Genomic DNA, 21,507 nt, shown 5'->3' with positions numbered 1-21,507 from the left:
ATCATGAACGCGTCTCGATCGAACGTCAACGGTTCCGACCGAATGATCGAAATGACTTCGATTCGATCATTCGGCGTGAGAAGGTCTGACCACAAGGCCGGCGGACCGCCGGACCACCCACCACCGCAAGGGGGAGACACGCCGTGCGCGAGAGTGCCGCCGAACGACACGACCGACTGCTGGCCCTGGTGCGCGAGCGCGGTACGGCGCGCGTCGCCGACCTGGCCGGGCTGCTCGGGGTCTCCCCCGTCACCGCCCGCCGCGACGTCGAGGCGCTGGCGACCAAGGGTCTGCTCGACCGGGTGCACGGCCAGGTCTCCTGGCCGGAGCGGCCGGAGCGGCCCGAGCGCCTTGGCGATCCGGGCGCCCGGCGGACCGGCGAGGGTCTGGTGCTCGGGCTGCTCGCACCCTCCGCCACGTACTACTTCGCCGAGGTCATCCGGGGCGCGCACGAGGCCGCGGCGCGGGCCGGGGCCCGGCTGGTGCTGCGGATCTCGGACTACCGCCCGGAGGAGGACCGCGCGCGCACCGAGGGCCTGCTCGCGGCCGGAGCCGAGGGCGTGCTCGTCGCGCCCGGCTGGCGCGGGCCCGAGGACCGGCAGGCGTACGGGGACTGGCTGGCCGAACTGCCCGTGCCCGCCGTGCTCCTGGAGCGCCGGGCCGACCCCGGCACGCCCCTCGACGCCCTGGACCGGGTGGTCTCCGACCATGGCCACGGCGTCCTGCTCGCCCTGCGCCACCTGCTGGAACTGGGCCACGGCACCCCGCTCCTGGTGGCCCGCGGCGACAGCCCGACGGCGCTCGCGGTGCGCGCCGGGTACGCCGAGGCCCTGGGCACTCTGGGCCTCGGGGCGCCCGGCCCGGTGATCGATTCGGTACCGGCCGATCAGGACCCCGAGGGCTTCGAGCGCGCCGTACGGGCCCTGTACGAGGCGGTGACCTCCGGCCGGGTGAGCGCGGCCCTCGTCCACAACGACGTGGACGCGATCGAGATCGTCCAGCGCCTGGCGGACCTGGGGGTGAAGGTGCCGGAGGATCTGGCGCTGATCGCGTACGACGACGAGGTCGCCGCGCTGGCCGACACCCCGCTGACGGCGGTCGCCCCGCCCAAGCGCCAGGTCGGCAGGCACGCCACGGAGTTGCTGGTGGAGCGGCTGACGGAGGCGCACGAGGCCCCCGACGAGGAGCCGGCGCGGCGCCATCTGAGCCTGCTGCCGCGGCTGCGCGTGCGGGCCTCCTGCGGGGCCCCTTCGGGAGCTCGCTCGATCTGATCGATTGGATCCTTTTTCGATCAATCAATCTTTCGCTCTTGACTTCGCTCATAAACGGTCACAGGATCACGGCCACACACCCCGTGTCGCCCCCGTCCTTCAGGAGCCGTGTCGTGAGCCGTACTTGGAGCAGAACGTCCCGTGTCATAGCCGGTACCGCCACCGCCCTCGCCGTTCTGACGGCATGCGGCGGCGGTGAAGGCGGTACCGACGCCGCGTCGAACGGGCCCGTGACCATCACCTTCTGGGGCTGGGCCAAGGGGTCCAAGGACGTGGTCGACGCGTTCAACGCCTCGCACAAGAACATCCAGGTGAAGTTCGAGGAGATCCCCTCCGGCAACGCCGGCGGCTACGCCAAGATCTCCAACGCGGTGAAGGCGGGCAACGCACCCGACCTGGTCTCCATCGAGTACCCCTCGCTCCCCGAGTTCGTCAGCTCGGGTGCCCTGCAGGACATCGGCGGCGAGTTCACCGAGGCCGACCGGGGCAAGCTGCTTCCCCAGGCGGTGGAGCTCACCACCCTCGGCGGCAAGACCTGGGCCGTCCCCTTCGACGCCGCGCCGCAGGCCTTCTTCTACCGCAAGGACCTCTTCGCCAAGTACAAGGTCGAGGTCCCCACGACGTGGGACGCGTTCAAGGCCGCCGCGGAGAAGGTGAAGAAGGCCGACGCCAAGGCCCGTATCGCCACCTTCTTCCCCGACGACCCGACCACCTTCGAGGCGATGGCCTGGCAGGCCGGCGCCCAGTGGTTCAAGGCCGAGAACGACACCTGGAAGATCAACACCACCGACCCGGCCACCACCAAGGTCGCCGACTACTGGCAGGGCCTGATCGAGGCCGACCTCATCCACAAGAACGCCTCGTTCAGCCCCGAGTGGACCGGTTCCCTCAAGAACGGCACCACCATCGGCTACCTCGGCGCGTCCTGGGGCGCGGGCGTCCTCAAGGGCACCCTGCCCGAGCAGAGCGGCAAGTGGGCCGTGGCGCCCATGCCCAGCTGGGACGGCAAGCCCGCGAGCGGAATCCTCGGCGGCACCACCTTCGCCGTGACCAAGGACAGCAAGAAGACCGCGGCGGCCGTCGAGTTCGCCGAGTGGATGGCCACCACCGAGGCCGGCGTCAAGGCCCGTATCGCCTCCGGCACCTCCAGCGCCTTCCCCGCCGCGGCCGCGCTGCGCCCGGTCGCCAAGGCCGCCTTCGACGCGAGCTACTACGGCGGCCAGGACATCTACGCCCTCTTCGAGAAGTCCAGTGCCTCCATCAACCCGAACTGGACCTGGGGCCCCACCACCGGCACCACCAACCTGGCCATCAAGGACCAGTTCGGCAAGGTCACCAAGGGCGGCCCGACGATCGCCGACGCGATCAGGACCGGCCACGAGGCGACGGTCGCCGAGCTCACGAAGCGCGGCCTGAAGGTCGAGGGCTGACCGGATGAACGCCCGCACCCGTGCCGCAGCGTTCCTGCTGACCCCCTTCTTCGCCCTGTTCGTCGCGGTGATGGTCGTGCCGATCGGATACGCGGTCTGGCTCAGCCTGTTCACCGAGAAGCAGTCGGGGCTGGGCTTCGGCGGCACCGAGACCGTCTTCAGCGGGCTCGACAACTACACCGCGGCACTGGGTGACCGGGCCTTCCTCGAGGGCTTCGGCGTACTGCTCGGATACTGCCTCCTCTACATTCCGCTGCTGCTCGCCGGGGCCCTCGGCCTCGCCCTCCTGCTCGACTCGGCGCTCGCCCGCGCCCGCCGCTTCTTCCAGCTCGCGCTCTTCCTGCCGCACGCCGTCCCCGGCATCATCGCCGCGCTGATCTGGGTCTACCTCTACACACCCCAACTCAGCCCGGTCGTGAAGGCGATGGAGGCCGGCGGCATCGGCTTCGACTTCTTCTCGCCCGAGGGCGCACTTCCCTCCATCGTCAACATCGCGCTGTGGGAGTGGCTCGGCTACAACATGGTGATCTTCTACGCCGCCCTGCAGGCCATCGACCGCTCCGTCCTGGAGGCGGCCACCGTCGACGGCGCGGGCTCCTGGCGCATCGCCTTCAGCATCAAGATCCCGCTGATCCGCGCCTCGCTCCTGATGGTCTGCCTCTTCACGATCATCGGCTCCCTCCAGCTGTTCACCGAGCCGCTGATCCTCAACAAGGGAACGGGCTCCGCAGTCACCTCGACCTGGACGCCGAACATGTACGCCTACACCGCGGCCTTCGACCGCAACGACTACGGACTGGCCGCCGCCGCGTCCGTCCTGCTGGCCCTGACCGCGGCGCTGCTCTCCTTCGCCGTCACCCGACTGACCGGCCGCCGGAAGGGGAAGCGCGCATGAGCCCGTCCCGCACCCGCCCCACGAACGTCTGGCTCTCGAAGACCGCCGTCAACGGCGCGCTCGTCCTCGCCGTCGTCTACATGCTCTTCCCGCTCGTCTGGCTGCTGACCGCCGCCACCAAGGACGCGGGCGGTCTGCTGGCCGGCAACGCCTTCTCCTTCGAGGGCTTCGACCTCGGCGGGAACCTCTCGCGCCTCGCCGAGTACAACGACGGCATCTACTTCCACTGGTACGCCAACAGCCTGCTGTACGCGGGTCTGGGCGCCCTCGCCTGTTCACTGGTCAGCGTCGCCGCGGGCTACGCCTTCGACAAGTACCACTTCCGGGGCAAGGAGAAGCTCTTCGGGCTCGTGCTCCTGGGCGTGCTCGTCCCCACCACGGCGCTCGCGCTGCCCATGTACCTCCTCGCCAGCGAGGTGGGCATCGTCAACACGTACTGGGCGGTGCTGATCCCCGTCCTGGTCAACCCCTTCGGGGTGTACCTCTCCCGGGTCTTCAGCTCCGGCTACATCCCGGACGAGGCGCTGGAGGCCGCCCGTATCGACGGCGCGGGCGAGCTGCGCGCCTTCTGGTCGATCGGTCTGCGCATGATCATGCCGGGCTTCGTGACCGTCTTCCTCTTCCAGTTCACCGCCATCTGGAACAACTTCTTCCTCCCTCTGGTGATGCTCTCGGACCAGAAGCTGTACCCGCTGAGCCTCGGTCTGTACGCGTGGAACAGCAACGCCCACGCGGAACCCGACTTCTACCCCCTCGTCGTCACCGGATCCCTGCTCGCCGTCGTCCCCCTCGTCGTCGCCTTCGTCTCCCTGCAGCGCCACTGGAAGGCCGGTCTGACCGCCGGCAGCGTCAAGTGAGGAGCCCGGGTTCCACGATGCGCCCCGCCACCGACAACCGCCCGCCCCTCCTTCTCTCCATGGGCCCCGGCATCGCCGAACGGCTGCTGACCGACGCCCACCGCGCCCGCCTCACCGCCCTGACCCGCACCGACCCCCACCTCGTCGCCCACGACCTCGCCGCGCCCGGCCCGCGCGTGGCCGCCGCCCTCGCCGAGGCTGAGGTCCTCCTCACCTGCTGGGGCGCGCCACCCCTGACGGCCGCCGTCCTGGACCGCGCCCCGCGCCTGCGGGCGGTCGTCCACGCGGCCGGCTCGGTCAAGCACCATGTCACCGAGGCCTGTTGGGACCGGGGCCTCTCCGTCACCTCGGCGGCGGCGGCCAACGCGCTGCCCGTCGCCGAGTACACGCTCGCGGCGATCCTCTTCGCGGGTAAGCGGATCCTCCCCTCGGCCCTGCGGTACGGGACGGTGCGGGCCGACGACGCGTGGACGGCGGAGTCGGCGGCCTGGGGCAACTACCGGCGCACGGTCGGTCTGATCGGCGCCTCCCGGATCGGCCGCAGGGTCATGGACCTGCTGCGTCCCTTCGACTTCGAGGTGCTGCTGTACGACCCGTACATGGAGGCGGCCGAGGCCCGCGCGCTCGGCGTGCAGCTGGTCGACCTCGACACGCTGTGCGCGCGGAGTTCGATCGTCTCCATCCACGCGCCGCAGCTCCCCGCCACGTACCGGATGATCGGCGCGCCGCAGCTGGCCTCGATGCCCGACGGCGCGACCCTGATCAACACCGCCCGCGGCTCCCTGATCGACGAGTCGGCCCTCCTCCCCCACCTGCTCCGAGGCCGCCTCCACGCGGTCCTCGACGTCACGGACCCGGAGCTCCCGCCGCCGGACTCACCGCTCTGGACGCTGCCCAACGTCCTCCTCACCCCGCATGTGGCGGGCTCGCTGGGCAACGAGCTGCACCGGATGGCGGACCAGGCGCTGGAGGAGGTGGCGCGGTACGGACGGGGGGAGCCGTTCGCGGACCCGGTTCAGGCGGGTTCGCTGGGCCGGTCGGCCTGACTGCCGCCAGGGCCCCTGACGGCCGTGGACCTAGACTGGAAAGGTCCCACCCGGTCCGGGAGGCGCCATGACATTCGTACAGATAATCGATTGCAAGACCAGTCGGTTCGACGATCTGAACCGGCTCATGGACAAGTGGGTCGAGCAGACCAAGGGCAAGCGGACGGCCAGCCACAGCGTCATCGGCAAGGACCGCTCCGACTCCGACCACCTCGTGGAGATCGTGGAGTTCCCCTCCTACGAGGTGGCGATGACCAACTCGCAGCTTCCCGAGACCGATCGCATCTTCCGGGAGATGGTCGCGCTCTGTGACGAGATGCCGACGTTCACGGACCTGGACATCGTGCGGGACATCCAGCTGTACAAGTCGAACTCGCGCCGGTTCTTCGAGCTCATCTCCTCCGAGGACGAGCTTCCACCGCTCGACGAGGTGCTCGCGGAGGGGTACCACGACCACGATCCGACCAACGAGCAGGACGTCATCGGCATGGACGCGGTCCGCCGCGAGGTGGAGATGTGGCGCGGCGGCTTCGACTTCGCCTTCACGATCCACGACCAGATCGCCGAGGGCGACCGGGTGTGCACGCGGTGGACCTGGCTGGGCACCCACACCGGCGACTTCATGGGGCTCCAGCCCACCGGCATGAAGGTCTCCATGACCGGCACGACCATCCACCAGTTCCGTCAGGACGGGAAGATGGCGGAGGGGTGGTGGCAGTACGACCTGCTCGGCCTCATGGGGCAGCTCGGCGCCGTGGAGGGGTAGCGGAGACCGAGAGGTTCCCGGGAAACACCGAGGCCCGGTGTCCCCGCGACGGGGACACCGGGCCTCAGCTCTCAGCTACGTGCCTCAGTGGGAGTGACCGTGGCCGTGGCCGTGGCCCGCGTCCGCCGGCTCCTCTTCCTTCTTCTCCACCACGAGGGTCTCGGTGGTGAGGAGGAGGGAGGCGATCGAGGCGGCGTTCTCCAGCGCGGAGCGCGTCACCTTCACCGGGTCGATGACGCCGGCCTTGACCAGGTCGCCGTACTCGCCGGTCGCGGCGTTGAAGCCCTGGCCCTTGTCGAGCTCCGCCACCTTCGAGGTGATGACGTAGCCCTCGAGGCCGGCGTTCTCGGCGATCCAGCGCAGCGGCTCGACGGCGGCGCGGCGCACGACCGCGACACCGGTGGCCTCGTCGCCGGTCTTGTCGAGGTTGCCCTCGAGGACCTTGACGGCGTGGACCAGAGCGGAGCCACCACCGGAGACGATGCCCTCCTCGACCGCGGCGCGGGTCGCGGAGATGGCGTCCTCCAGACGGTGCTTCTTCTCCTTCAGCTCCACCTCGGTGGCGGCGCCGACCTTGATCACGCACACGCCGCCGGCCAGCTTCGCGAGGCGCTCCTGGAGCTTCTCGCGGTCCCAGTCGGAGTCGGTGGACTCGATCTCGGCCTTGATCTGGTTGACGCGGCCCTGCACGTCCGCGGAGTCGCCACCACCGTCGACGATGGTGGTGTCGTCCTTGGTGATGGTCACGCGGCGGGCGGTGCCCAGCACGTCCAGACCGGCCTGGTCGAGCTTGAGGCCGACCTCCTCGGCGATGACGGTGGCACCCGTGAGGGTGGCCATGTCGCCGAGCATCGCCTTGCGGCGGTCGCCGAAGCCGGGGGCCTTGACGGCCACGGCGTTGAAGGTGCCACGGATCTTGTTGACGACCAGGGTCGACAGGGCCTCGCCCTCGACGTCCTCGGCGATGATCAGCAGCGGCTTGGAGGAGCCGGCCTGGATGACCTTCTCGAGGAGCGGCAGGAGGTCCTGGATCGAGGAGATCTTGCCCTGGTGGATCAGGATGTACGGGTCGTCGAGGACGGCCTCCATACGCTCCTGGTCGGTCACCATGTACGGGGACAGGTAGCCCTTGTCGAAGGCCATGCCCTCGGTGAAGTCGAGCTCCAGGCCGAAGGTGTTGGACTCCTCGACGGTGATGACACCGTCCTTGCCGACCTTGTCCATCGCCTCGGCGATGAGCTCGCCGACCTGCTGGTCCTGCGCGGAGAGCGCGGCCACGGCGGCGATGTCGGACTTGTCCTCGATCGGACGGGCGGTCGCGAGAAGCTCGTCGGAGACGGCCTTGACCGCGGCGTCGATGCCCTTCTTCAGGGCGGCCGGGGAGGCACCGGCGGCGACGTTGCGCAGACCCTCGCGGACGAGCGCCTGGGCGAGCACGGTGGCGGTGGTGGTGCCGTCACCCGCGATGTCGTTGGTCTTGGTCGCCACCTCCTTCACCAGCTGGGCACCGAGGTTCTCGTACGGGTCCTCGATCTCGACCTCGCGGGCGATCGTGACACCGTCGTTGGTGATGGTGGGAGCGCCGAACTTCTTGTCGATGACGACGTTGCGGCCCTTGGGGCCGATCGTCACCTTCACCGTGTCGGCAAGCTTGTTGACGCCGCGCTCAAGGGCGCGACGGGCGTCCTCGTCGAACTTCAGGATCTTCGCCATGGGAGCGATTCAGCCCTCTCGGAATTCGTGTGCAACTGGTGAAACGAACTGCGCCCCGGACGCCCGGTGCGGGGTCAGGGGCGCAGCTCAAGCATCGGGTTCGATACTTCGGTGAATTACTTCTCGACGATCGCGAGCACGTCGCGAGCCGAGAGGACGAGGTACTCCTCGCCGTTGTACTTCACCTCGGTGCCGCCGTACTTGCTGTACAGCACGATGTCGCCGGTCTTCACGTCGAGCGGCAGGCGCTCGCCGTTCTCGAAGCGACCCGGGCCCACGGCGAGGACGACGCCCTCCTGGGGCTTCTCCTTCGCGGTGTCCGGGATGACCAGGCCAGAGGCGGTGGTCTGCTCGGCGTCGAGCGGCTGGACCACAATGCGGTCCTCGAGCGGCTTGATGGCAACCTTGGAGCTGGTGGTCGTCACGATCCGACCTCCCCCTTCGGAGATCTCACGGGGCTAACTGTCTGAGGTGGCGACCAGGTGGATCCGTCGTCGCGGGTGCCGGACCTGCCCGTCGCTGTGTTGGCACTCTCCAATGGGGAGTGCCAGAGCCGAGACTATGACTGCGATTAGCACTCGGTCAAGCGGAGTGCCAATGCGGTGCGGTGTGGCGATTCGGTCTCGGTACGGGCAACGGCGCTACGGAGCCGATGGTTCCGTACGAATGTGCGGGCATGGACACCTCCAGCCCGCCGGTGCGCACCGGCGCCGACGTCGCGTGCGGACTGCTGCTCCTGGTCCTGGACGGCGTGATCTCCCTCTGCGCCGCCGTCTTCCTGGCCCTGCGGGGCTGGAGCGGCCCGCCCGATCCCCGGAGCTCGGCGCCACCCCCGATGGACTGGACGCCGGTGATCACCTTCGGCGTGATCACCGGCGTCGTACTCCTGATCGCATGGGCGATGCTGCGTGGCGGCTGGGCCTGGACGGCCGGGGGCCAGTTCCTCGCGGCGGGGCTGCTCTGCCTCGTCACCCTGCTCATCGCGGCGGAGGAGTGGACGACGGCACATCCCGGGGCCGCGGACACACCGGCAGCGGCCTCACTGCTCCCGCTGACAGGCGGTGCCGGGCAGGGTGCGTCCGTCGGGCACGGCTGTGGAACCGAATCGTCGCGCGTCCGCTGCGGCCTCACCGGTGCCACAGACCCTGGGTTCCGGACGACCGGCCAACCCCTCACCCTTCCGGTCGCCCACCCGCTCCGCCGCCTTCCGCCCCAGGCGTTCGATCGGGTCCACCGAGGAGGCACACCCCGTCACGCCGAGGAGCGCGCCGGCGAGCGCGAGACCGGTCGCGAGCCGGCGCACCCCGGTCACACGTAGTCCTCGAGCTTCGCGACCGCGTACCCCTTGGCCGTGATCGTCTTCATCACGCGCCGGATCATGTCGGCCATGGAACCCTTCCAGTCCTCCTTGCCCCGGAAGTGCGTGAGCACGATGTCGCCGGGGTGCAGGTCCCGGTCCCACTCACGCCACTCCATCCGGTCGGGGAACGCCTCGGAGGCCCAGAGCGGGACCGCCTTGACCCCGCACGTCTTGGCCGCGCGCAGGGTGTCCTCGTTGTAATTGCCGTACGGCGGGCGGAAGAGCGGCGGCCGCTTTCCGTACCGGTCCTCCATGACGTCCTGCATCCCGCAGATCTCCCGCTTCTGCTTGGCGTACGAAAGCCCGGGCAGGTAGCGGTGGTTGAGGGTGTGGTTGTGCAGGGAGACGCCGGCGGCCTGCATCTTCTCGAAGTAGCCGTAGTCGTCCTTGACGACGTAGTCGCTCAGGAAGGCGCTGTACGGGATCTGCAGCTCGCTCATCATCCGCAGCAGTTCTGGGTCCTTCTCCGCGCCGTCGTCGATCGTCAGGAAGACGATCTTCTCCTTGGTCGGCACGGTGGTGAAGACGGGCGGCAACCCCTCGCCGTCGGTCTCGAAGCCCTTGCGGGTGGTGATCTTCGGCTTCACCTCGGGCGGGGCCGGGGCGTCCAGCGGGGGCCGGTCGAGGCCCCACTTCTTGGCGGCGTGCACGCGGGCGGCCCGCTGCTTGCGGACCTTCTCGACGTACGCGTCGAGAGCGGCGGCGGCACCCTGCTCCTGCGGCTGCCCGGCGGCGGGCTTCGCGGGACCCTTGCGCGCGCCGTCGGCCTCCCCGGACGGTCCGGCACAGGCGGAGCCGAGCGCGGCGACGACAAGCACCGCGCCCACCGACCGTCCGAGCCGGCGCGAGCGAGGGGTCCGCATCGAAGGCATCTGTTCCTTTTGTCGTACTAGCTGCATGGCGCCGCATCCTGTCAGCGCCGACACCTCGCGGACCCCCGACACCGCCGCCCGGACGCACACCGTCCCCCGGCTGGCCCACAATGGGACGGGTGACCGACCTCGCCTCCTTCACCGCCCTGCTCACCCCCGAGGGCCAGACGCTGCTCGCCGCCCTGCGCGACTACGACCCCGCCCAGGAGCTGGCGGTCGCCTCACGACTGCGCCGCGAGCACCCCGCCGAGCTGGTCTCCGCGGCCCTCGGGCAGGCCCGGCTGCGCCAGCGCGCGGTGGCGAAATTCGGCGCGGAGGACGCCCACCGGATGTACTTCACGCCCAACGGGGTCGAGCAGTCGACCCGCGCGACGGTCGGGGCCTACCGCGCCGAGCGGTTCCGGGCCCTCGGGGTGCGCAGCGTCGCCGACCTGTGCGGCGGAATCGGCGGGGACGCGATCGCCTTCGCCCGGGCCGGGATCTCCGTCCTTGCCGTGGACCGCGACCCGCTGACGGCCGAGGCCGCCCGCGCGAACGCCACCGCGCTCGGGCTCGCCGACCTGATCGAGGTCCGGTGCGCCGACGTGACCGAGATCGACACGAACCCGTACGACGCCGTCTTCGTCGACCCGGCCCGGCGCGGCGGGAGGGGCCGGATCTTCGACCCGGAGGCGTACTCGCCGCCGCTCTCCTGGGCGATCGAGGCCGCCCGCAAGGCCCCGCACGCGGCCCTCAAGATCGCCCCCGGCGTGCCGCACGAGGCGGTGCCAGAGGAGGCGGAGGCCGAGTGGATCTCGGACGGCGGGGACGTGAAGGAGGCCGTGCTGTGGTTCGGCACGGCCCCCGGCGCCCGCCGCGCCACCCTCCTGCCGGCCGGCACGAGCCTGACCGGCCGCGGCCTCCCCGACCCCGCGCCGCGCCCGGTCGGCCGCTTCCTCTACGAGCCGGACGGCGCGGTCATCCGCGCCCATCTCGTCGCCGAGGTCGCCGAGGAGCTGGCAGGGGGCCTGATCGACGAGACGATCGCGTACATCACCGCGGACGCCCTCACCCCCACACCCTTCGCCACCGCGTACGAGATCACCGACGAACTCCCCTTCAACCTCAAGAAGTTGAAGGCACTGCTGCGCGAACGGGAGGTCGGCACCCTGACGGTGAAGAAGCGCGGCTCGGCGGTCGAACCCGAGGAGATCCGCCGCAGGATCAAGCCGAAGGGACCGAACTCCGCCACGGTCTTCCTCACCCGGGTCGCGGGCGCCCCGACGATGCTGATCGGCGGCCCGGCCGCGTAAGCGCCTCGGGCTCCTAGGACGCGAGGCGGACGGCGAGCCGGTAGTGGCCCACCGCCTTCACCACGCCGATCAGGCCGCAGATCCACGACCCCAGCGCGGCGCCCATCAGATAGACGACCGTGCCGTAGCCACCGAGTCCCGGGCCCACGAGCTCGGCGGGCGCCGCGAAGGAGAGCCAGAGGCCCGCCGCGCACATCAGGAACGAGAGCACCAGCCAGACGGCGCTGAGCACCGGCTCGCGCAGCCGGGCGTCACTCACCGGGTCCTGGTCCAACGCGGCCCAGTGCAGCAGCCGTTCGCGGGCCACCCGGTCCCGTCGGACACCACGGGCCAGGAAGTACACGGCGGGGACCAGGGCGCCGAGCCCGAAGATCACGAGCGGGATCGCGAACGTCACCGAGAGCGCATCGATGGCCTCGTCCATCCCGATGATCCCGGCCCCGCAGATCCCCCAGCCCAACTGCAGGGTCGCGGCCCACGCGAGGAGGACGCACAGCCTCCCGCCGCCGATCAGACGTTGGTTGAGCTCGCCCATCGCCCGGGCGCGGTCGGCCAGTCGGGCCTCGCGGTCGGGCCAGCTCCGTATCTCGACGGGCGGCGGGGGCGGGGGCAGCGGAGAACGACCGGACATACGGTCGAGCCTATCGACAGCTCAGGCCGGTCGCTCCGGCGGCCGTTCCGCGTCCCGGGCACGACCGAGGAGGAGTTCCCGCTCCCGCTCGTTGCGCGTCAGCCCGGCCGCCCGCTCGAACTCCGCCCGGGCCTCCGCCGAGCGCCCCAGTCGGGCCAGCAGATCTCCCCGTACGCTCGGCAGCAAGTGATAGCCCGCCAGGGCCGGTTCGCCGGTCAGGGCGTCGGCGAGGGCGAGGCCCGCCTCCGGACCCTCCGCCATCGAGACGGCGACCGCGCGGTTCAGCTCGACCACGGGGGAGGGCGCGACGGCCGCCAGTCGGCCGTACAGGGCGGCGATGGTCCGCCAGTCCGTCTCCTCGTACGTCAGCGCCTTCGCGTGGCAGGCGGCGATCGCGGCCTGCAGGGCGTACGGGCCGTACGTACCGCCGTCGCCCGCCCGTTGCAGCGAGGCGAAGCCACGGCGGATCAACAGCCGGTTCCAGCGGCTCCGGTTCTGGTCGGCGAGGAGGACCGGCTGCCCGTCCGGTCCGGTCCGTGTCGCGACGCGGGACGCCTGGATCTCCAACAGGGCGGCCAGACCGTGGACTTCGCCCTCCTTCGGCATCAGCCCGGCGAGCACCCTCGCCAGCCGCAGCGCGTCCTCGCACAGCGCCGGCCGCAACAGGTCGTCGCCCGCCGTGGCCGAGTACCCCTCGTTGAAGATCAGGTAGATGACCTCGAGGACGGAGCCGAGCCGGGCCGCCCGGTCCTCCCCGTACGGCACCTCGAACTCCACGCCCGCCTTCGCCAGCGCCCTCTTGGCCCGCACGATCCGCTGTGCGACCGTCGGTTCCGGTACGAGGAAGGCGCGGGCGATCTCGTCCGTGCGCAGCCCGCCGAGCAGCCGCAGGGTCAGCGCGGTCCGTGCCTCGGCGGAGAGCACCGGGTGACAGGCGGTGAAGATCAGCCGCAGCAGGTCGTCGTCGATGTCGTCGGGACCGGGCGGCTCGGGGTCGTACGTCTCCTCGGTGAGCTCGCGGCCCACCTCCGCGAGCTTGCGCGCATACGTCTCACGACGCCGTACGAGATCGACGGCGCGGTTCTTGGCTGCCGCCGTCAGCCAGGCGCCCGGCCGTTCCGGGACGCCCGTCCGCGGCCACTGCTCCAGGGCGGCGACGAGCGCGTCCTGGGCGATCTCCTCGGCGATGCCGACATCGCGGACGATCCTCGCCACGGTCGCGATGATCCGCGGCGACTCCATCCGGAAGACCGTCTCGACGGCGGCGGGGGCGGGTGCGGTCATGGATCAACCATGACACCACCCGCCCGGCCGGCACCTACATCTCCTCGATCTCACGGACCTCGCAGGTCACCTTCCACTGCGGCGGGTGAACCTCCAGGAAGCGCTTCGTCCACTCGATGGCTTCCGCCTTGTCGCGGCACTGGGTGATCGAGTACCCGCCGACGATCTCCTTGGTCTCGGTGAACGGGCCGTCGGTGAAGGCGATCTTCCCGCCCTCCCAGGTGACGCGGGTGCCCTCCGCGGTCGGCTTCAGTCCGGCCGTCTCCAGCATCACGCCGGCCTTGGTGATCTCCTCGAACAGCGCACCCATGCGCTCGTCGAAGCCGGGGTCGGCGTCCTCCAGCTGGAAGGCGCCCTCTTCGATGCGGACCATCGTCAGATAGCGGGGCATGGTCGGTCTCCTCGTGTGGCGGGCGGGGCCGTTCCCCGCCTTTCACTCATACGTCGAACGGGCTCGGCCCGCATCGACACCACGCGGAAGGAATTTCCGAAGGAGATTTCGGGAGGAGTCCTCAGACGTAGTCCTCCAGGCGGGCCACCGTGAAGCCCTGCTCCTGGATGCGGCGCAGCATGTCGGCCGTCATCCTGGTCATCGTCGTGCCCTTGAGCTCGGACGGGCCGCGGAAGTGCGCCAGGATGATGTCGCCGGGGTGGAGCTTCTTGTCCCCGCGCTGGTACTGCATGTTCTTGATCTGCATCGACTCGCGCCACAGCACGATCGCGTCCACCCCGCACGTGCCGGCGGCCGCGCGGGTGTCCTCGTTCCAGTTGCCGTACGGCGGGCGGAAGAGCCGCGGGTTCGTGCCGTACTCCTTCGCCAGCTTCGTCTGCTGGCCGCATATCTCCCGGCTCTGGGCGGCCCGGCCGAGGGTACGCAGGTTCGGGTGGGTGAGGGTGTGGTTGGCGACGCCGTTGCCGAGGGCGGCGAGCGGCTTGAAGTAGCCGTAGTCGGCGCGTATCGCGGAGTCGGTGAGGAACATCGTCACCGGGACCTTGAGGTCCTTCATCATCTGCACGAACTCCGGGTCCTTCTCGGCCCCGTCGTCGATCGTGATGAAGACGATCCTGTCCTTCGTCGGTATGTCGCTGATGACGGGGACGGGGCCGCCCGGCTCCCGCTTCACCGGCTTGGTCCGCGGCGGGGCGGGCGGGGCGGCGAAGGGCTTCAGGCCCCACTTCCGGTACGCGGCCGCGGCCTCGGCGGCCTGGTCAGGGGCCCGGTCGGGGGCCTTGCCCTCGGCGGGTGTCGTCGCGGGCGCGGACGGTTTCACGGGCGCGGTGTCCGCCCCCGCGGTTCCGCCGCAGCCCGTCACGAGCAACGCGGCGACGGTCAGCGCCGCCCAGGTCACGATCTTCTTGTCCACGCCGTGAGTCACGCCGTGGATGATGCCGAAAGCGGTCGGAAGGTTGCCTCAGTCCACGGACTCGAAGCGCCAGCGGTGCACCGGCCGGGTGATCAGGTCCGCGGCCGGTTCGGGCAGCTCGGGCAGCTCGGCGTCCGGCGCCGGGGCGTCCCACCAGGTCAGCACGAGGACACGGTCCTGCGGGGCCCGGAAGGTCTCGCGCCGCAGCGGCTCGTACGGGAGCTCCTGCGCCCGCGCCCACTCCAGGAGTTCGGCGCCCCGGCCCTGGACCGCCCGGGCCTCCCACATGAGCGTGAGGATCACGAGTAGAGGTTCTCCTTGCTGATCTCGTGCACATGGTCGTGGTCGTGGCCGTGTGCGCCCGGCACGTGCGGGTCCGTCACCGGCAGCGAGGAGTCCGCCGACAGCTCCAGGTCGGAGGCCGGCCGGTTGCGGGCCACCATCTCGGCGCCCAGCGCCGCCACCATCGCGCCGTTGTCCGTGCAGAGCCCCGGCCGCGGCACCCGCAGCCGGATCCCGGCCCGCTCGCACCGCTCCTGGGCCAGCGCCCGCAGCCGCGAGTTGGCCGCGACCCCGCCACCGATCATCAGGTGGTCGACGCCCTCGTCCTTGCAGGCCCGGACGGCCTTGCGGGTCAGCACGTCGACGACCGCCTCCTGGAAGGACGCCGCCACGTCCCGTACCGGCACCTCCTCGCCGGCTGCCCGCTTGGCCTCGATCCAGCGGGCCACGGCGGTCTTGAGACCGGAGAAGGAGAAGTCGTACGCCGGGTCCTTCGAGCCGCTCAGACCGCGCGGGAACGCGATGGCGTTCGGGTCGCCCTCCCGGGCGAGCCGGTCGATGACCGGGCCGCCGGGGAAGCCGAGGTCGAGGACGCGCGCGATCTTGTCGAAGGCCTCGCCGGCCGCGTCGTCGATGGTGGCGCCCATCGGCCGTACGTCGGCGGTGATGTCGGGGGCGAGCAGCAGCGAGGAGTGCCCGCCGGAGACGAGCAGCGCCATCGTCGGCTCGGGCAGCGGGCCGTGTTCCAGCTGGTCGACGCAGATGTGCGAGGCGAGGTGGTTCACGCCGTACAGCGGCTTGCCGAGCGCGTACGCGTACGCCTTCGCCGCCGAGACGCCGACCAGCAGCGCTCCGGCGAGGCCGGGGCCGGCCGTCACGGCGATGCCGTCGAGGTCGCGGGCGGAGATCCCGGCGTCCTTCAGGGCGCGCTCGATGGTCGGGACCATCGCCTCGAGGTGGGCGCGGGAGGCGATCTCGGGCACGACTCCGCCGAAGCGGGCGTGGGTGTCCACGCTGGAGGCGATCGCGTCCGCGAGCAGGGTCGTGCCGCGGACGATGCCGACCCCGGTCTCGTCGCAGGAGGTCTCGATGCCGAGTACGAGGGGTTCGTCAGCAGCCATCAGAATCAGTCTCTGTTCCTTGAACGGTCAGTCGCATCACGAGCGCGTCGACATTGCCCGGCTGGTAGTAGCCGCGCCGGAAGCCGATGGGCTCGAAGCCGAAGCGCTCGTACAGCTTCTGGGCCCTGGTGTTGTCCACCCGCACCTCCAGCAGCACCTCTTCGCACTCGAAGGCGGTGGCGTGCTGGAGCAGATCGGTGAGCAGCCGGGCGCCGAGCCCGGTCCCCCACTGGTCGCGGGCGACGGCGATCGTCTGGACGTCGCCGAGGCCGCCGGCGGCGGCGAGCCCCGCGTAGCCGACGATCTTCCCCTCGGCCTCCGCGACGATGTAGCGGCGGGTGGCCCGGGGCCCGCGGGCATGGGCCAGCTCGGACCAGAACATGCCCTCGGACCAGGCGTCCTCGGGAAACAGCTCGTGTTCGAGCACGAGCACCGGCTCGATGTCCCACCAGCGCATCTCGCGCAGCGTCGCGGACGTCACGGCGGTCACTTGGGAGTGACCACCTTGTAGTTCTTCGGCACCTGGGCGTCGGGGCGGCGCAGGTACATCGGCAGCGGGTCGAGGAAGTCGGCGCCCGCCGCGAGCCGTTCCGCAGCCAGGGCCGCCAAGGCGCCCGCCGACTGGTGCTCGGGGTCGCGGGCGTCCGGGAAGACCTCGGGGTAGAGGCGCGCGCCGGCGCCGACGACCGGGAGTCCGGCGACCTGTTCGGCGATCTCGGCAGGCCGGTCGACGGCCGCGTCGGTCGCGCGTGTACGGGAGTTCTCGTACCGCGCCCAGTAGACCTCCTTGCGGCGCGCGTCCGTCGCGACGACGAACGGCTCCTCGATCCCGGAGGCGTACGCCAGCCCGTCCAGCGTGCACAGGCCGTGCACGGGCACGCCGAGCGCGGAGGAGAAGGTCGACGCGGTGACCAGACCCACCCGCAGTCCGGTGTACGGCCCCGGTCCGACGCCGACCACCAGGCCGGTGACCGCGTCGAGCTTCAGCCCGGCCTCCTTGAGGACCCGGTCGACGGCGGGCAGCAGCAGCTCCCCGTGGCGGCGGGCGTCGACCTGCCGCGACTCGGCGACGACGGATTCGCCGTCGTGGAGGGCGACGGTGACGGCGGGCGTGGCGGTATCCATGGCGAGCAAGAGCACGCAAACAGCCTACGGCTCCCGGGAGCCGGGCACGGCGCCCCGTCCCACCCGCCCGTGGCTGCTACCGTCACCATCGATACATACGTACGGGAGGTTGGCACGGTGGCAAGGAGCAGCTCGGGATTCGTGGCCGGGCTCACCGCGGCGGCGGTCGCCGCAGTCGCCTTCCTCGCCTACCAGGCGTCGGCGAACGCGCCCGCGGATGTCTCGGCCAAGCCGAGGGTCCCGGCGTCGGCCCCTTCCTCCGTCCCGACCGGCGGCCCCCAGAAGCCCGCCAAGGATCCTCTCGCCGTCCCGGCGAACTCGGGCAGCGGTGCGCGCGTCGTGTACGCGCTGACCGAGCGCCGGGTGTGGCTGGTGGACGCGAAGGGCCAGGCCACGCACTCCTTCTCGGTGATGCCGAGCACGGTGAACCCGGTCCCGGGGTCCTACAAAGTGACCTCGCGCTCGGGTGCGGTGACGGGCTCGGACGGGGTGCAGATCGAGCACGTGGTGCGGTTCGCGACCGTGCAGGACGTGTCGGTCGGCTTCAGCGCGGCGGTCGACGGCTCGCTCCCGACTCCGGACCCGGAGCGGAAGACGGGCGGCATCCGGATGAAGCGGGCGGACGGCGACGCGATGTGGACGTTCGCGGCGATCGGCGCGAAGGTCGTCGTCGTCGCCTAGCGAGGCCGCCGCATCGCCCGTACGGGTCACGCGGCCACCCGGACTTGACGTGCTTACGCGGCCTCGCGGCGGACGGTGTGCTCCCGCTCCTCGTCCCGCTCGGTCTCGTACGAGCCGCGGCCGGCTTCCCGTTCCGCCTCGCGCGGGGGTGTCGACACCGCACTCGCCGCGGCGCAGGAGGCCAGCAGCTCACTCATCGAGATGCGCTCTTCCGCGCGCTCGCGCTCTGGCGTCGCCATGCATGCCTCCCGTAGGTTAGGTACACCTAACCAGCTTGTGCATCCATGTCACCACGCTCGCACGACCGACGCAACATCTTGCCGACACCTTGTCGGAACCTACGTACGTTCAGCTCAGCGCGAGGTTCTCGTCCGCCCACCGCCGGCCGATCCCGCGCAGCACGACGGTGCGCCGGTCGTCGTCCGTGTCGCCGACGACCCGGTGGATCAGCACATGGAGCCGGTCGTCCGTCAGCTCCTCGACCTTGCCGTCGCCCCACTCCACGACCACCACGGAATCGGGCAGCGAGACGTCGAGATCGAGGTCCTCCATCTCGTCGAGACCACCGCCGAGGCGGTACGCGTCGACGTGGACGAGGGCGGGTCCGCCGACCAGGGACGGGTGGACGCGGGCGATGACGAAGGTCGGCGAGGTGACGGCGCCCCGCACGCCGAGCCCCTCTCCCAGACCGCGGGTCAGTGTCGTCTTCCCGGCGCCGAGCTCACCGGTGAGCATGACGAGGTCGCCGGGGCGGAGCAGCTTGGCCAGGCGACGGCCGATCTCCTGCATCTCCTCCGGGGAGTCGATGTCGAGGGTGGCGGCGGAGTGCGCTTCAGCGGAGTGCGGTTCTTCCATACGAGCCATACGAGCCAACCTAACTGCTCCCGGAACCCGCCTTCGCCGCCTTCACGGGCACCGCTCCGACCTTCGCCAGAAGGTCGGCGAGCCGGTCCGTCACCGCCTCGGGGTGCTCCAGCATCACCAGATGGCCGCCGTCGTCCACGATGACCAGCTCCGCCTCCGGCAGCAGGTCGGCGATGGCCTCGGTGTGCGCGCTGGGGGTGACCAGATCGCGGTCCCCCGCGAGGGCGAGCACCGGGATCTCGCGGAAGACCTCCAGGGCCGCCGCCTTGTCGTGCTCGGCGAAGGCCGGGTAGAACTCCGCGACCACGTCGATCGGTGTCGCCTCGATCATCCGCTCCGCGAACCGGGCGATCGCCGGATCGACGTCCCGGGACGAGAAGGAGTACTTCTTGATCAGCCCGGCGAACAGGTCGGCGGTGGCCCGGCGGCCCCGCTCGACGAGCTCCGCCTGCGCGCCGAGCGCCTTCAGCACGCCGGGCAGGACGCGCCGCACCGCGTTGACGCCGGCCGACGGCAGCCCGTAGTTGACCTCGCCGAGCCGGCCCGCCGAGGTGCCCACGAAGGCCACGCCGACGACCCGGTCACGGATCAGCTCCGGGTACCGGTCGGCGAGCGCCATGATCGTCATGCCGCCCATCGAGTGCCCGACGAGGACCAGCGGCCCCGCGGGCGCGGCCGCGTCGATGACGGCCTTGAGGTCGCTGCCGAGCTGGTCGATGGAGACGGGCACGCCGTCGGGGCCCGACTGGGCGACACCGCGGGCCGAACGTCCATGGCTGCGCTGGTCCCAGTACACGGTACGGACCAGGCCGCGCAGCGCCGCACGCTGGAAGTGCCAGGAGTCCTGGCCGAGGCAGTAGCCGTGGCTGAAGACGACGGTGACGGGCGCGGGCGTCCTGCGGCCGAACAGCCGTCGGCGCCGCGGCGCGGGCGGGTCCGGCTCGACCTCGTCGATCTCGTAGTGCAGCGCGGTTCCGTCGTCCGCGAGCGCCTTGCCGGGGGTGCCGCGCAGGGAGCCGTAGGGGCCGGAGGCGTCGAGGGCGAGCCGCGCCCTCTGCCGCATTCCGCGCCCGACGGTGAGCCGCTCTATGGCGACGCCGGCCGCCGCGCCGGCGGCGATGACGCCTATCGCGGCACCGGCGAGCCCGGCACGCCGCCAGTTGTCGGTGCTGGACTCGCTCACTGCCGCTCCCCTGGTCCCTGGTCGGTCGGTGCTTACCCGTTCACATAGACGCGCGGGACGCGCGCTCCGATGCGGGTGACGATCTCGTACGCGATGGTGTCGGCGGCCTCGGCCCAGTCCTGGGCGGTGGGCTCGCCCCGGTCGCCCGGCCCGAAGAGCACGGCCTCGGTGCCGGGGGCGGGCTCGTCGCCGCCGAGATCGACGACGAACTGGTCCATGGCGACCCGGCCGGCGACGGTACGGACCTTGTCGCCGACGAGGACCGGCCCGCGGCCGGAGGCGTGGCGCGGAATGCCGTCGGCGTACCCGACGGGTACGAGACCGAGGGTGGTCTCGCGGCCGGTGACGTAGTGGTGGCCGTAGCTGACGCCATGGCCTTCGGGGACCTGCTTGACGAGCGCGATACTCGCCTTGAGCGTCATCACGGGGCGCAGGCCGAAGTCGGCGGAGGTGCCGATCTCGGGGCTGGGCGAGACGCCGTACATGGCGATGCCGGGCCGTACGAGGTCGAAGTGGGTCTCCGGGAGCGTGAGGGTCGCCGGGGAGTTGGCGAGGTGCCGCACCTCGGGCTCGACGCCGGCCTTCTCCGCGTAGTCGAGCATCGAGCGGAAGACGTCGAGCTGCGAGGCGATGGAGGGGTGGCCGGGCTCGTCGGCGCAGGCGAGGTGCGACCACAGGCCGGTGATCGTCACCAGCCCGTCCTTCTCGGCCTTCAGGGCCTCGCCGACGAGCTGGGGCCAGTCGGCGGGCTGGCAGCCGTTGCGGCCGAGGCCGGTGTCGGCCTTGAGCTGGATGCGCGCCTGCCTGCCCGTCTCGCGGGCCGCTGCCAGGACCTCGTCCAGGGCCCACTTTCCGCTCACGGTCATGTCGAGGCCGGCCTCGATGCCCTCGGCCCAGGGGTCGCCGGGGGTCCAGAGCCAGCACAGGATCCGCGCGTCCGTGATGCCGGCGGCGCGCAGGGCGAGCGCCTCGTGCGGGGTCGCGGTGCCGAGCCAGTCGGCGCCCGCTTCGAGGGCGGCGCGGGCGCAGCGGATCGCGCCGTGTCCGTACGCGTCCGCCTTGACCACGGCCATCACCTGGACGTGGGGCGCGACGCGGGCGCGCAGCGTGCGGACGTTCGCACGCAGCGCACCGAGGTCGATCTCGGCGCGGGCTCTGCGGGGCGGCGGTGTCTCAGTCATCGCGCCCAGTCTCTCAGGTGTCGGCTCCGGGACGTCCCAGGCCACCGCCGGGGAGGCCTGGCGCCACGCCGCGTGTCGGGAGAGAGAGGGCCCCGGGGAGTCCCGGGCCACGCGCTCGGGAACACGGCCGCTACGCCATCAGGTCCCGCAGGGAGGCCTTACGGCTCACGTCCCGCCACGCCCCGGCAGAGCCGGTTACTCCATCACGTCCTACCGCGCCCCCGCCGGGCCGGCCCTGCGCCATCACATACCGCCACGCGCCCGCTGGGCCGGCCTTGCGCCATCACAT

At 71.2% G+C, this 21,507-nt stretch carries 24 protein-coding genes; 9 read left to right on the top strand and 15 right to left on the bottom strand.

From position 1 onward, the window contains the following. Positions 1-143: 143 nt before the first annotated feature. From ACFC0D_RS18295 to ACFC0D_RS18270, 6 genes are all read left to right on the top strand, one after another. Positions 144-1,271, top strand: coding sequence for a substrate-binding domain-containing protein (locus tag ACFC0D_RS18295; RefSeq protein ID WP_376436556.1), 1,128 nt, complete (start codon positions 144-146; stop codon positions 1,269-1,271). Positions 1,272-1,384: 113 nt separating this feature from the next. Continuing rightward, positions 1,385-2,701, top strand: a complete 1,317-nt coding sequence (locus tag ACFC0D_RS18290) for an ABC transporter substrate-binding protein (RefSeq protein WP_376436553.1) — start codon at positions 1,385-1,387, stop codon at positions 2,699-2,701. Positions 2,702-2,705: 4 nt separating this feature from the next. Next, complete coding sequence (locus ACFC0D_RS18285) at positions 2,706-3,596, top strand: carbohydrate ABC transporter permease (protein WP_376436550.1); 891 nt, start codon at positions 2,706-2,708, stop codon at positions 3,594-3,596. Continuing rightward, a complete protein-coding gene (locus ACFC0D_RS18280; RefSeq protein WP_376436547.1) occupies positions 3,593-4,453 on the top strand; it encodes a carbohydrate ABC transporter permease in 861 nt (286 codons plus the stop codon). Before ACFC0D_RS18285 ends, ACFC0D_RS18280 begins: the two co-directional genes overlap by 4 nt. Positions 4,454-4,470: 17 nt before the next feature. Further along, on the top strand, positions 4,471-5,499 hold the full coding sequence (locus ACFC0D_RS18275) for a hydroxyacid dehydrogenase (RefSeq protein WP_376436544.1): 1,029 nt from the start codon (positions 4,471-4,473) through the stop codon (positions 5,497-5,499). A gap of 67 nt (positions 5,500-5,566) precedes the next feature. After that, on the top strand, positions 5,567-6,265 hold the full coding sequence (locus ACFC0D_RS18270) for an ester cyclase (RefSeq protein WP_376436541.1): 699 nt from the start codon (positions 5,567-5,569) through the stop codon (positions 6,263-6,265). A gap of 84 nt (positions 6,266-6,349) precedes the next feature. Here the strand turns inward: ACFC0D_RS18270 and groL are convergent, their stop codons facing one another. Both groL and groES read right to left on the bottom strand, forming a co-directional pair. Next, the gene (gene groL / locus ACFC0D_RS18265) at positions 6,350-7,978 is read right to left on the bottom strand and encodes a chaperonin GroEL (protein ID WP_376436538.1); all 1,629 of its coding nucleotides are present in this window, start codon (positions 7,976-7,978) and stop codon (positions 6,350-6,352) included. Between the two features lie 116 nt (positions 7,979-8,094). Next, on the bottom strand, positions 8,095-8,403 hold the full coding sequence (gene groES, locus ACFC0D_RS18260) for a co-chaperone GroES (protein WP_017239619.1): 309 nt from the start codon (positions 8,401-8,403) through the stop codon (positions 8,095-8,097). Positions 8,404-8,654: 251 nt separating this feature from the next. On the opposite strand from groES, the gene ACFC0D_RS18255 reads away from it, so the two are divergent. Continuing rightward, entirely contained in the window at positions 8,655-9,296 is a 642-nt protein-coding gene (locus tag ACFC0D_RS18255) for a DUF6234 family protein (RefSeq protein WP_376436534.1), read from the top strand. On the opposite strand, the gene ACFC0D_RS18250 is transcribed toward ACFC0D_RS18255, so the two are convergent. Next, the gene (locus tag ACFC0D_RS18250; RefSeq protein ID WP_376436531.1) at positions 9,287-10,201 is read right to left on the bottom strand and encodes a polysaccharide deacetylase family protein; all 915 of its coding nucleotides are present in this window, start codon (positions 10,199-10,201) and stop codon (positions 9,287-9,289) included. The genes ACFC0D_RS18255 and ACFC0D_RS18250 overlap by 10 nt on opposite strands. A gap of 119 nt (positions 10,202-10,320) precedes the next feature. Here ACFC0D_RS18250 and ACFC0D_RS18245 point away from each other — a divergent pair, with 119 nt between their 5' ends. Further along, the gene (locus ACFC0D_RS18245; protein ID WP_376436528.1) at positions 10,321-11,502 is read left to right on the top strand and encodes an SAM-dependent methyltransferase; all 1,182 of its coding nucleotides are present in this window, start codon (positions 10,321-10,323) and stop codon (positions 11,500-11,502) included. A 13-nt stretch (positions 11,503-11,515) separates the two neighbouring features. Here ACFC0D_RS18245 and ACFC0D_RS18240 read toward each other — a convergent pair whose 3' ends face one another. The 8 genes from ACFC0D_RS18240 to tsaB all read right to left on the bottom strand — a co-directional run bounded on the left by ACFC0D_RS18240 (position 11,516) and on the right by tsaB (position 17,324). Next, positions 11,516-12,133, bottom strand: a complete 618-nt coding sequence (locus tag ACFC0D_RS18240) for a hypothetical protein (protein WP_376436526.1) — start codon at positions 12,131-12,133, stop codon at positions 11,516-11,518. Between the two features lie 21 nt (positions 12,134-12,154). After that, positions 12,155-13,417: an RNA polymerase sigma factor gene (locus ACFC0D_RS18235; protein ID WP_376436523.1), complete on the bottom strand. Its 1,263-nt coding sequence runs from the start codon at positions 13,415-13,417 to the stop codon at positions 12,155-12,157. Between the two features lie 34 nt (positions 13,418-13,451). Beyond that, complete coding sequence (locus ACFC0D_RS18230) at positions 13,452-13,808, bottom strand: YciI family protein (RefSeq protein WP_376436520.1); 357 nt, start codon at positions 13,806-13,808, stop codon at positions 13,452-13,454. 121 nt (positions 13,809-13,929) lie between these two features. Next, positions 13,930-14,793, bottom strand: coding sequence for a polysaccharide deacetylase family protein (locus ACFC0D_RS18225; protein ID WP_376436518.1), 864 nt, complete (start codon positions 14,791-14,793; stop codon positions 13,930-13,932). A 36-nt stretch (positions 14,794-14,829) separates the two neighbouring features. Then, on the bottom strand, positions 14,830-15,084 hold the full coding sequence (locus ACFC0D_RS18220) for a hypothetical protein (RefSeq protein ID WP_376436515.1): 255 nt from the start codon (positions 15,082-15,084) through the stop codon (positions 14,830-14,832). Next, a complete protein-coding gene (tsaD, locus tag ACFC0D_RS18215; RefSeq protein WP_376436512.1) occupies positions 15,081-16,184 on the bottom strand; it encodes a tRNA (adenosine(37)-N6)-threonylcarbamoyltransferase complex transferase subunit TsaD in 1,104 nt (367 codons plus the stop codon). The genes ACFC0D_RS18220 and tsaD overlap by 4 nt, the downstream gene beginning before the upstream one ends. Continuing rightward, positions 16,174-16,641 (bottom strand): ribosomal protein S18-alanine N-acetyltransferase, encoded by a 468-nt coding sequence (gene rimI, locus ACFC0D_RS18210; protein WP_376436597.1) that lies wholly within the window; start codon positions 16,639-16,641, stop codon positions 16,174-16,176. Before rimI ends, tsaD begins: the two co-directional genes overlap by 11 nt. A 29-nt stretch (positions 16,642-16,670) precedes the next feature. Continuing rightward, positions 16,671-17,324, bottom strand: coding sequence for a tRNA (adenosine(37)-N6)-threonylcarbamoyltransferase complex dimerization subunit type 1 TsaB (gene tsaB, locus ACFC0D_RS18205; RefSeq protein ID WP_376436509.1), 654 nt, complete (start codon positions 17,322-17,324; stop codon positions 16,671-16,673). A 126-nt stretch (positions 17,325-17,450) separates the two neighbouring features. Here tsaB and ACFC0D_RS18200 point away from each other — a divergent pair, with 126 nt between their 5' ends. After that, positions 17,451-17,990: a hypothetical protein gene (locus ACFC0D_RS18200; protein WP_376436594.1), complete on the top strand. Its 540-nt coding sequence runs from the start codon at positions 17,451-17,453 to the stop codon at positions 17,988-17,990. A 53-nt stretch (positions 17,991-18,043) separates the two neighbouring features. On the opposite strand, the gene ACFC0D_RS18195 is transcribed toward ACFC0D_RS18200, so the two are convergent. From ACFC0D_RS18195 to alr, 4 genes are all read right to left on the bottom strand, one after another. Next, the gene (locus tag ACFC0D_RS18195; protein WP_376436506.1) at positions 18,044-18,229 is read right to left on the bottom strand and encodes a hypothetical protein; all 186 of its coding nucleotides are present in this window, start codon (positions 18,227-18,229) and stop codon (positions 18,044-18,046) included. A gap of 109 nt (positions 18,230-18,338) precedes the next feature. Continuing rightward, the gene (gene tsaE / locus ACFC0D_RS18190; protein WP_376436592.1) at positions 18,339-18,845 is read right to left on the bottom strand and encodes a tRNA (adenosine(37)-N6)-threonylcarbamoyltransferase complex ATPase subunit type 1 TsaE; all 507 of its coding nucleotides are present in this window, start codon (positions 18,843-18,845) and stop codon (positions 18,339-18,341) included. Between the two features lie 19 nt (positions 18,846-18,864). After that, entirely contained in the window at positions 18,865-20,037 is a 1,173-nt protein-coding gene (locus ACFC0D_RS18185) for an alpha/beta fold hydrolase (protein ID WP_376436503.1), read from the bottom strand. A 32-nt stretch (positions 20,038-20,069) separates the two neighbouring features. Then, positions 20,070-21,218, bottom strand: a complete 1,149-nt coding sequence (alr, locus tag ACFC0D_RS18180; protein ID WP_376436500.1) for an alanine racemase — start codon at positions 21,216-21,218, stop codon at positions 20,070-20,072. Positions 21,219-21,507 lie beyond the last annotated feature (289 nt).

It is taken from the genome of Streptomyces sp. NPDC056222 (assembly GCF_042264065.1).
Taxonomy (GTDB): domain Bacteria; phylum Actinomycetota; class Actinomycetes; order Streptomycetales; family Streptomycetaceae; genus Streptomyces.
Note: the sequence above shows the minus strand (reverse complement) of the source record. Positions and strands in the feature narration are given on the sequence as shown.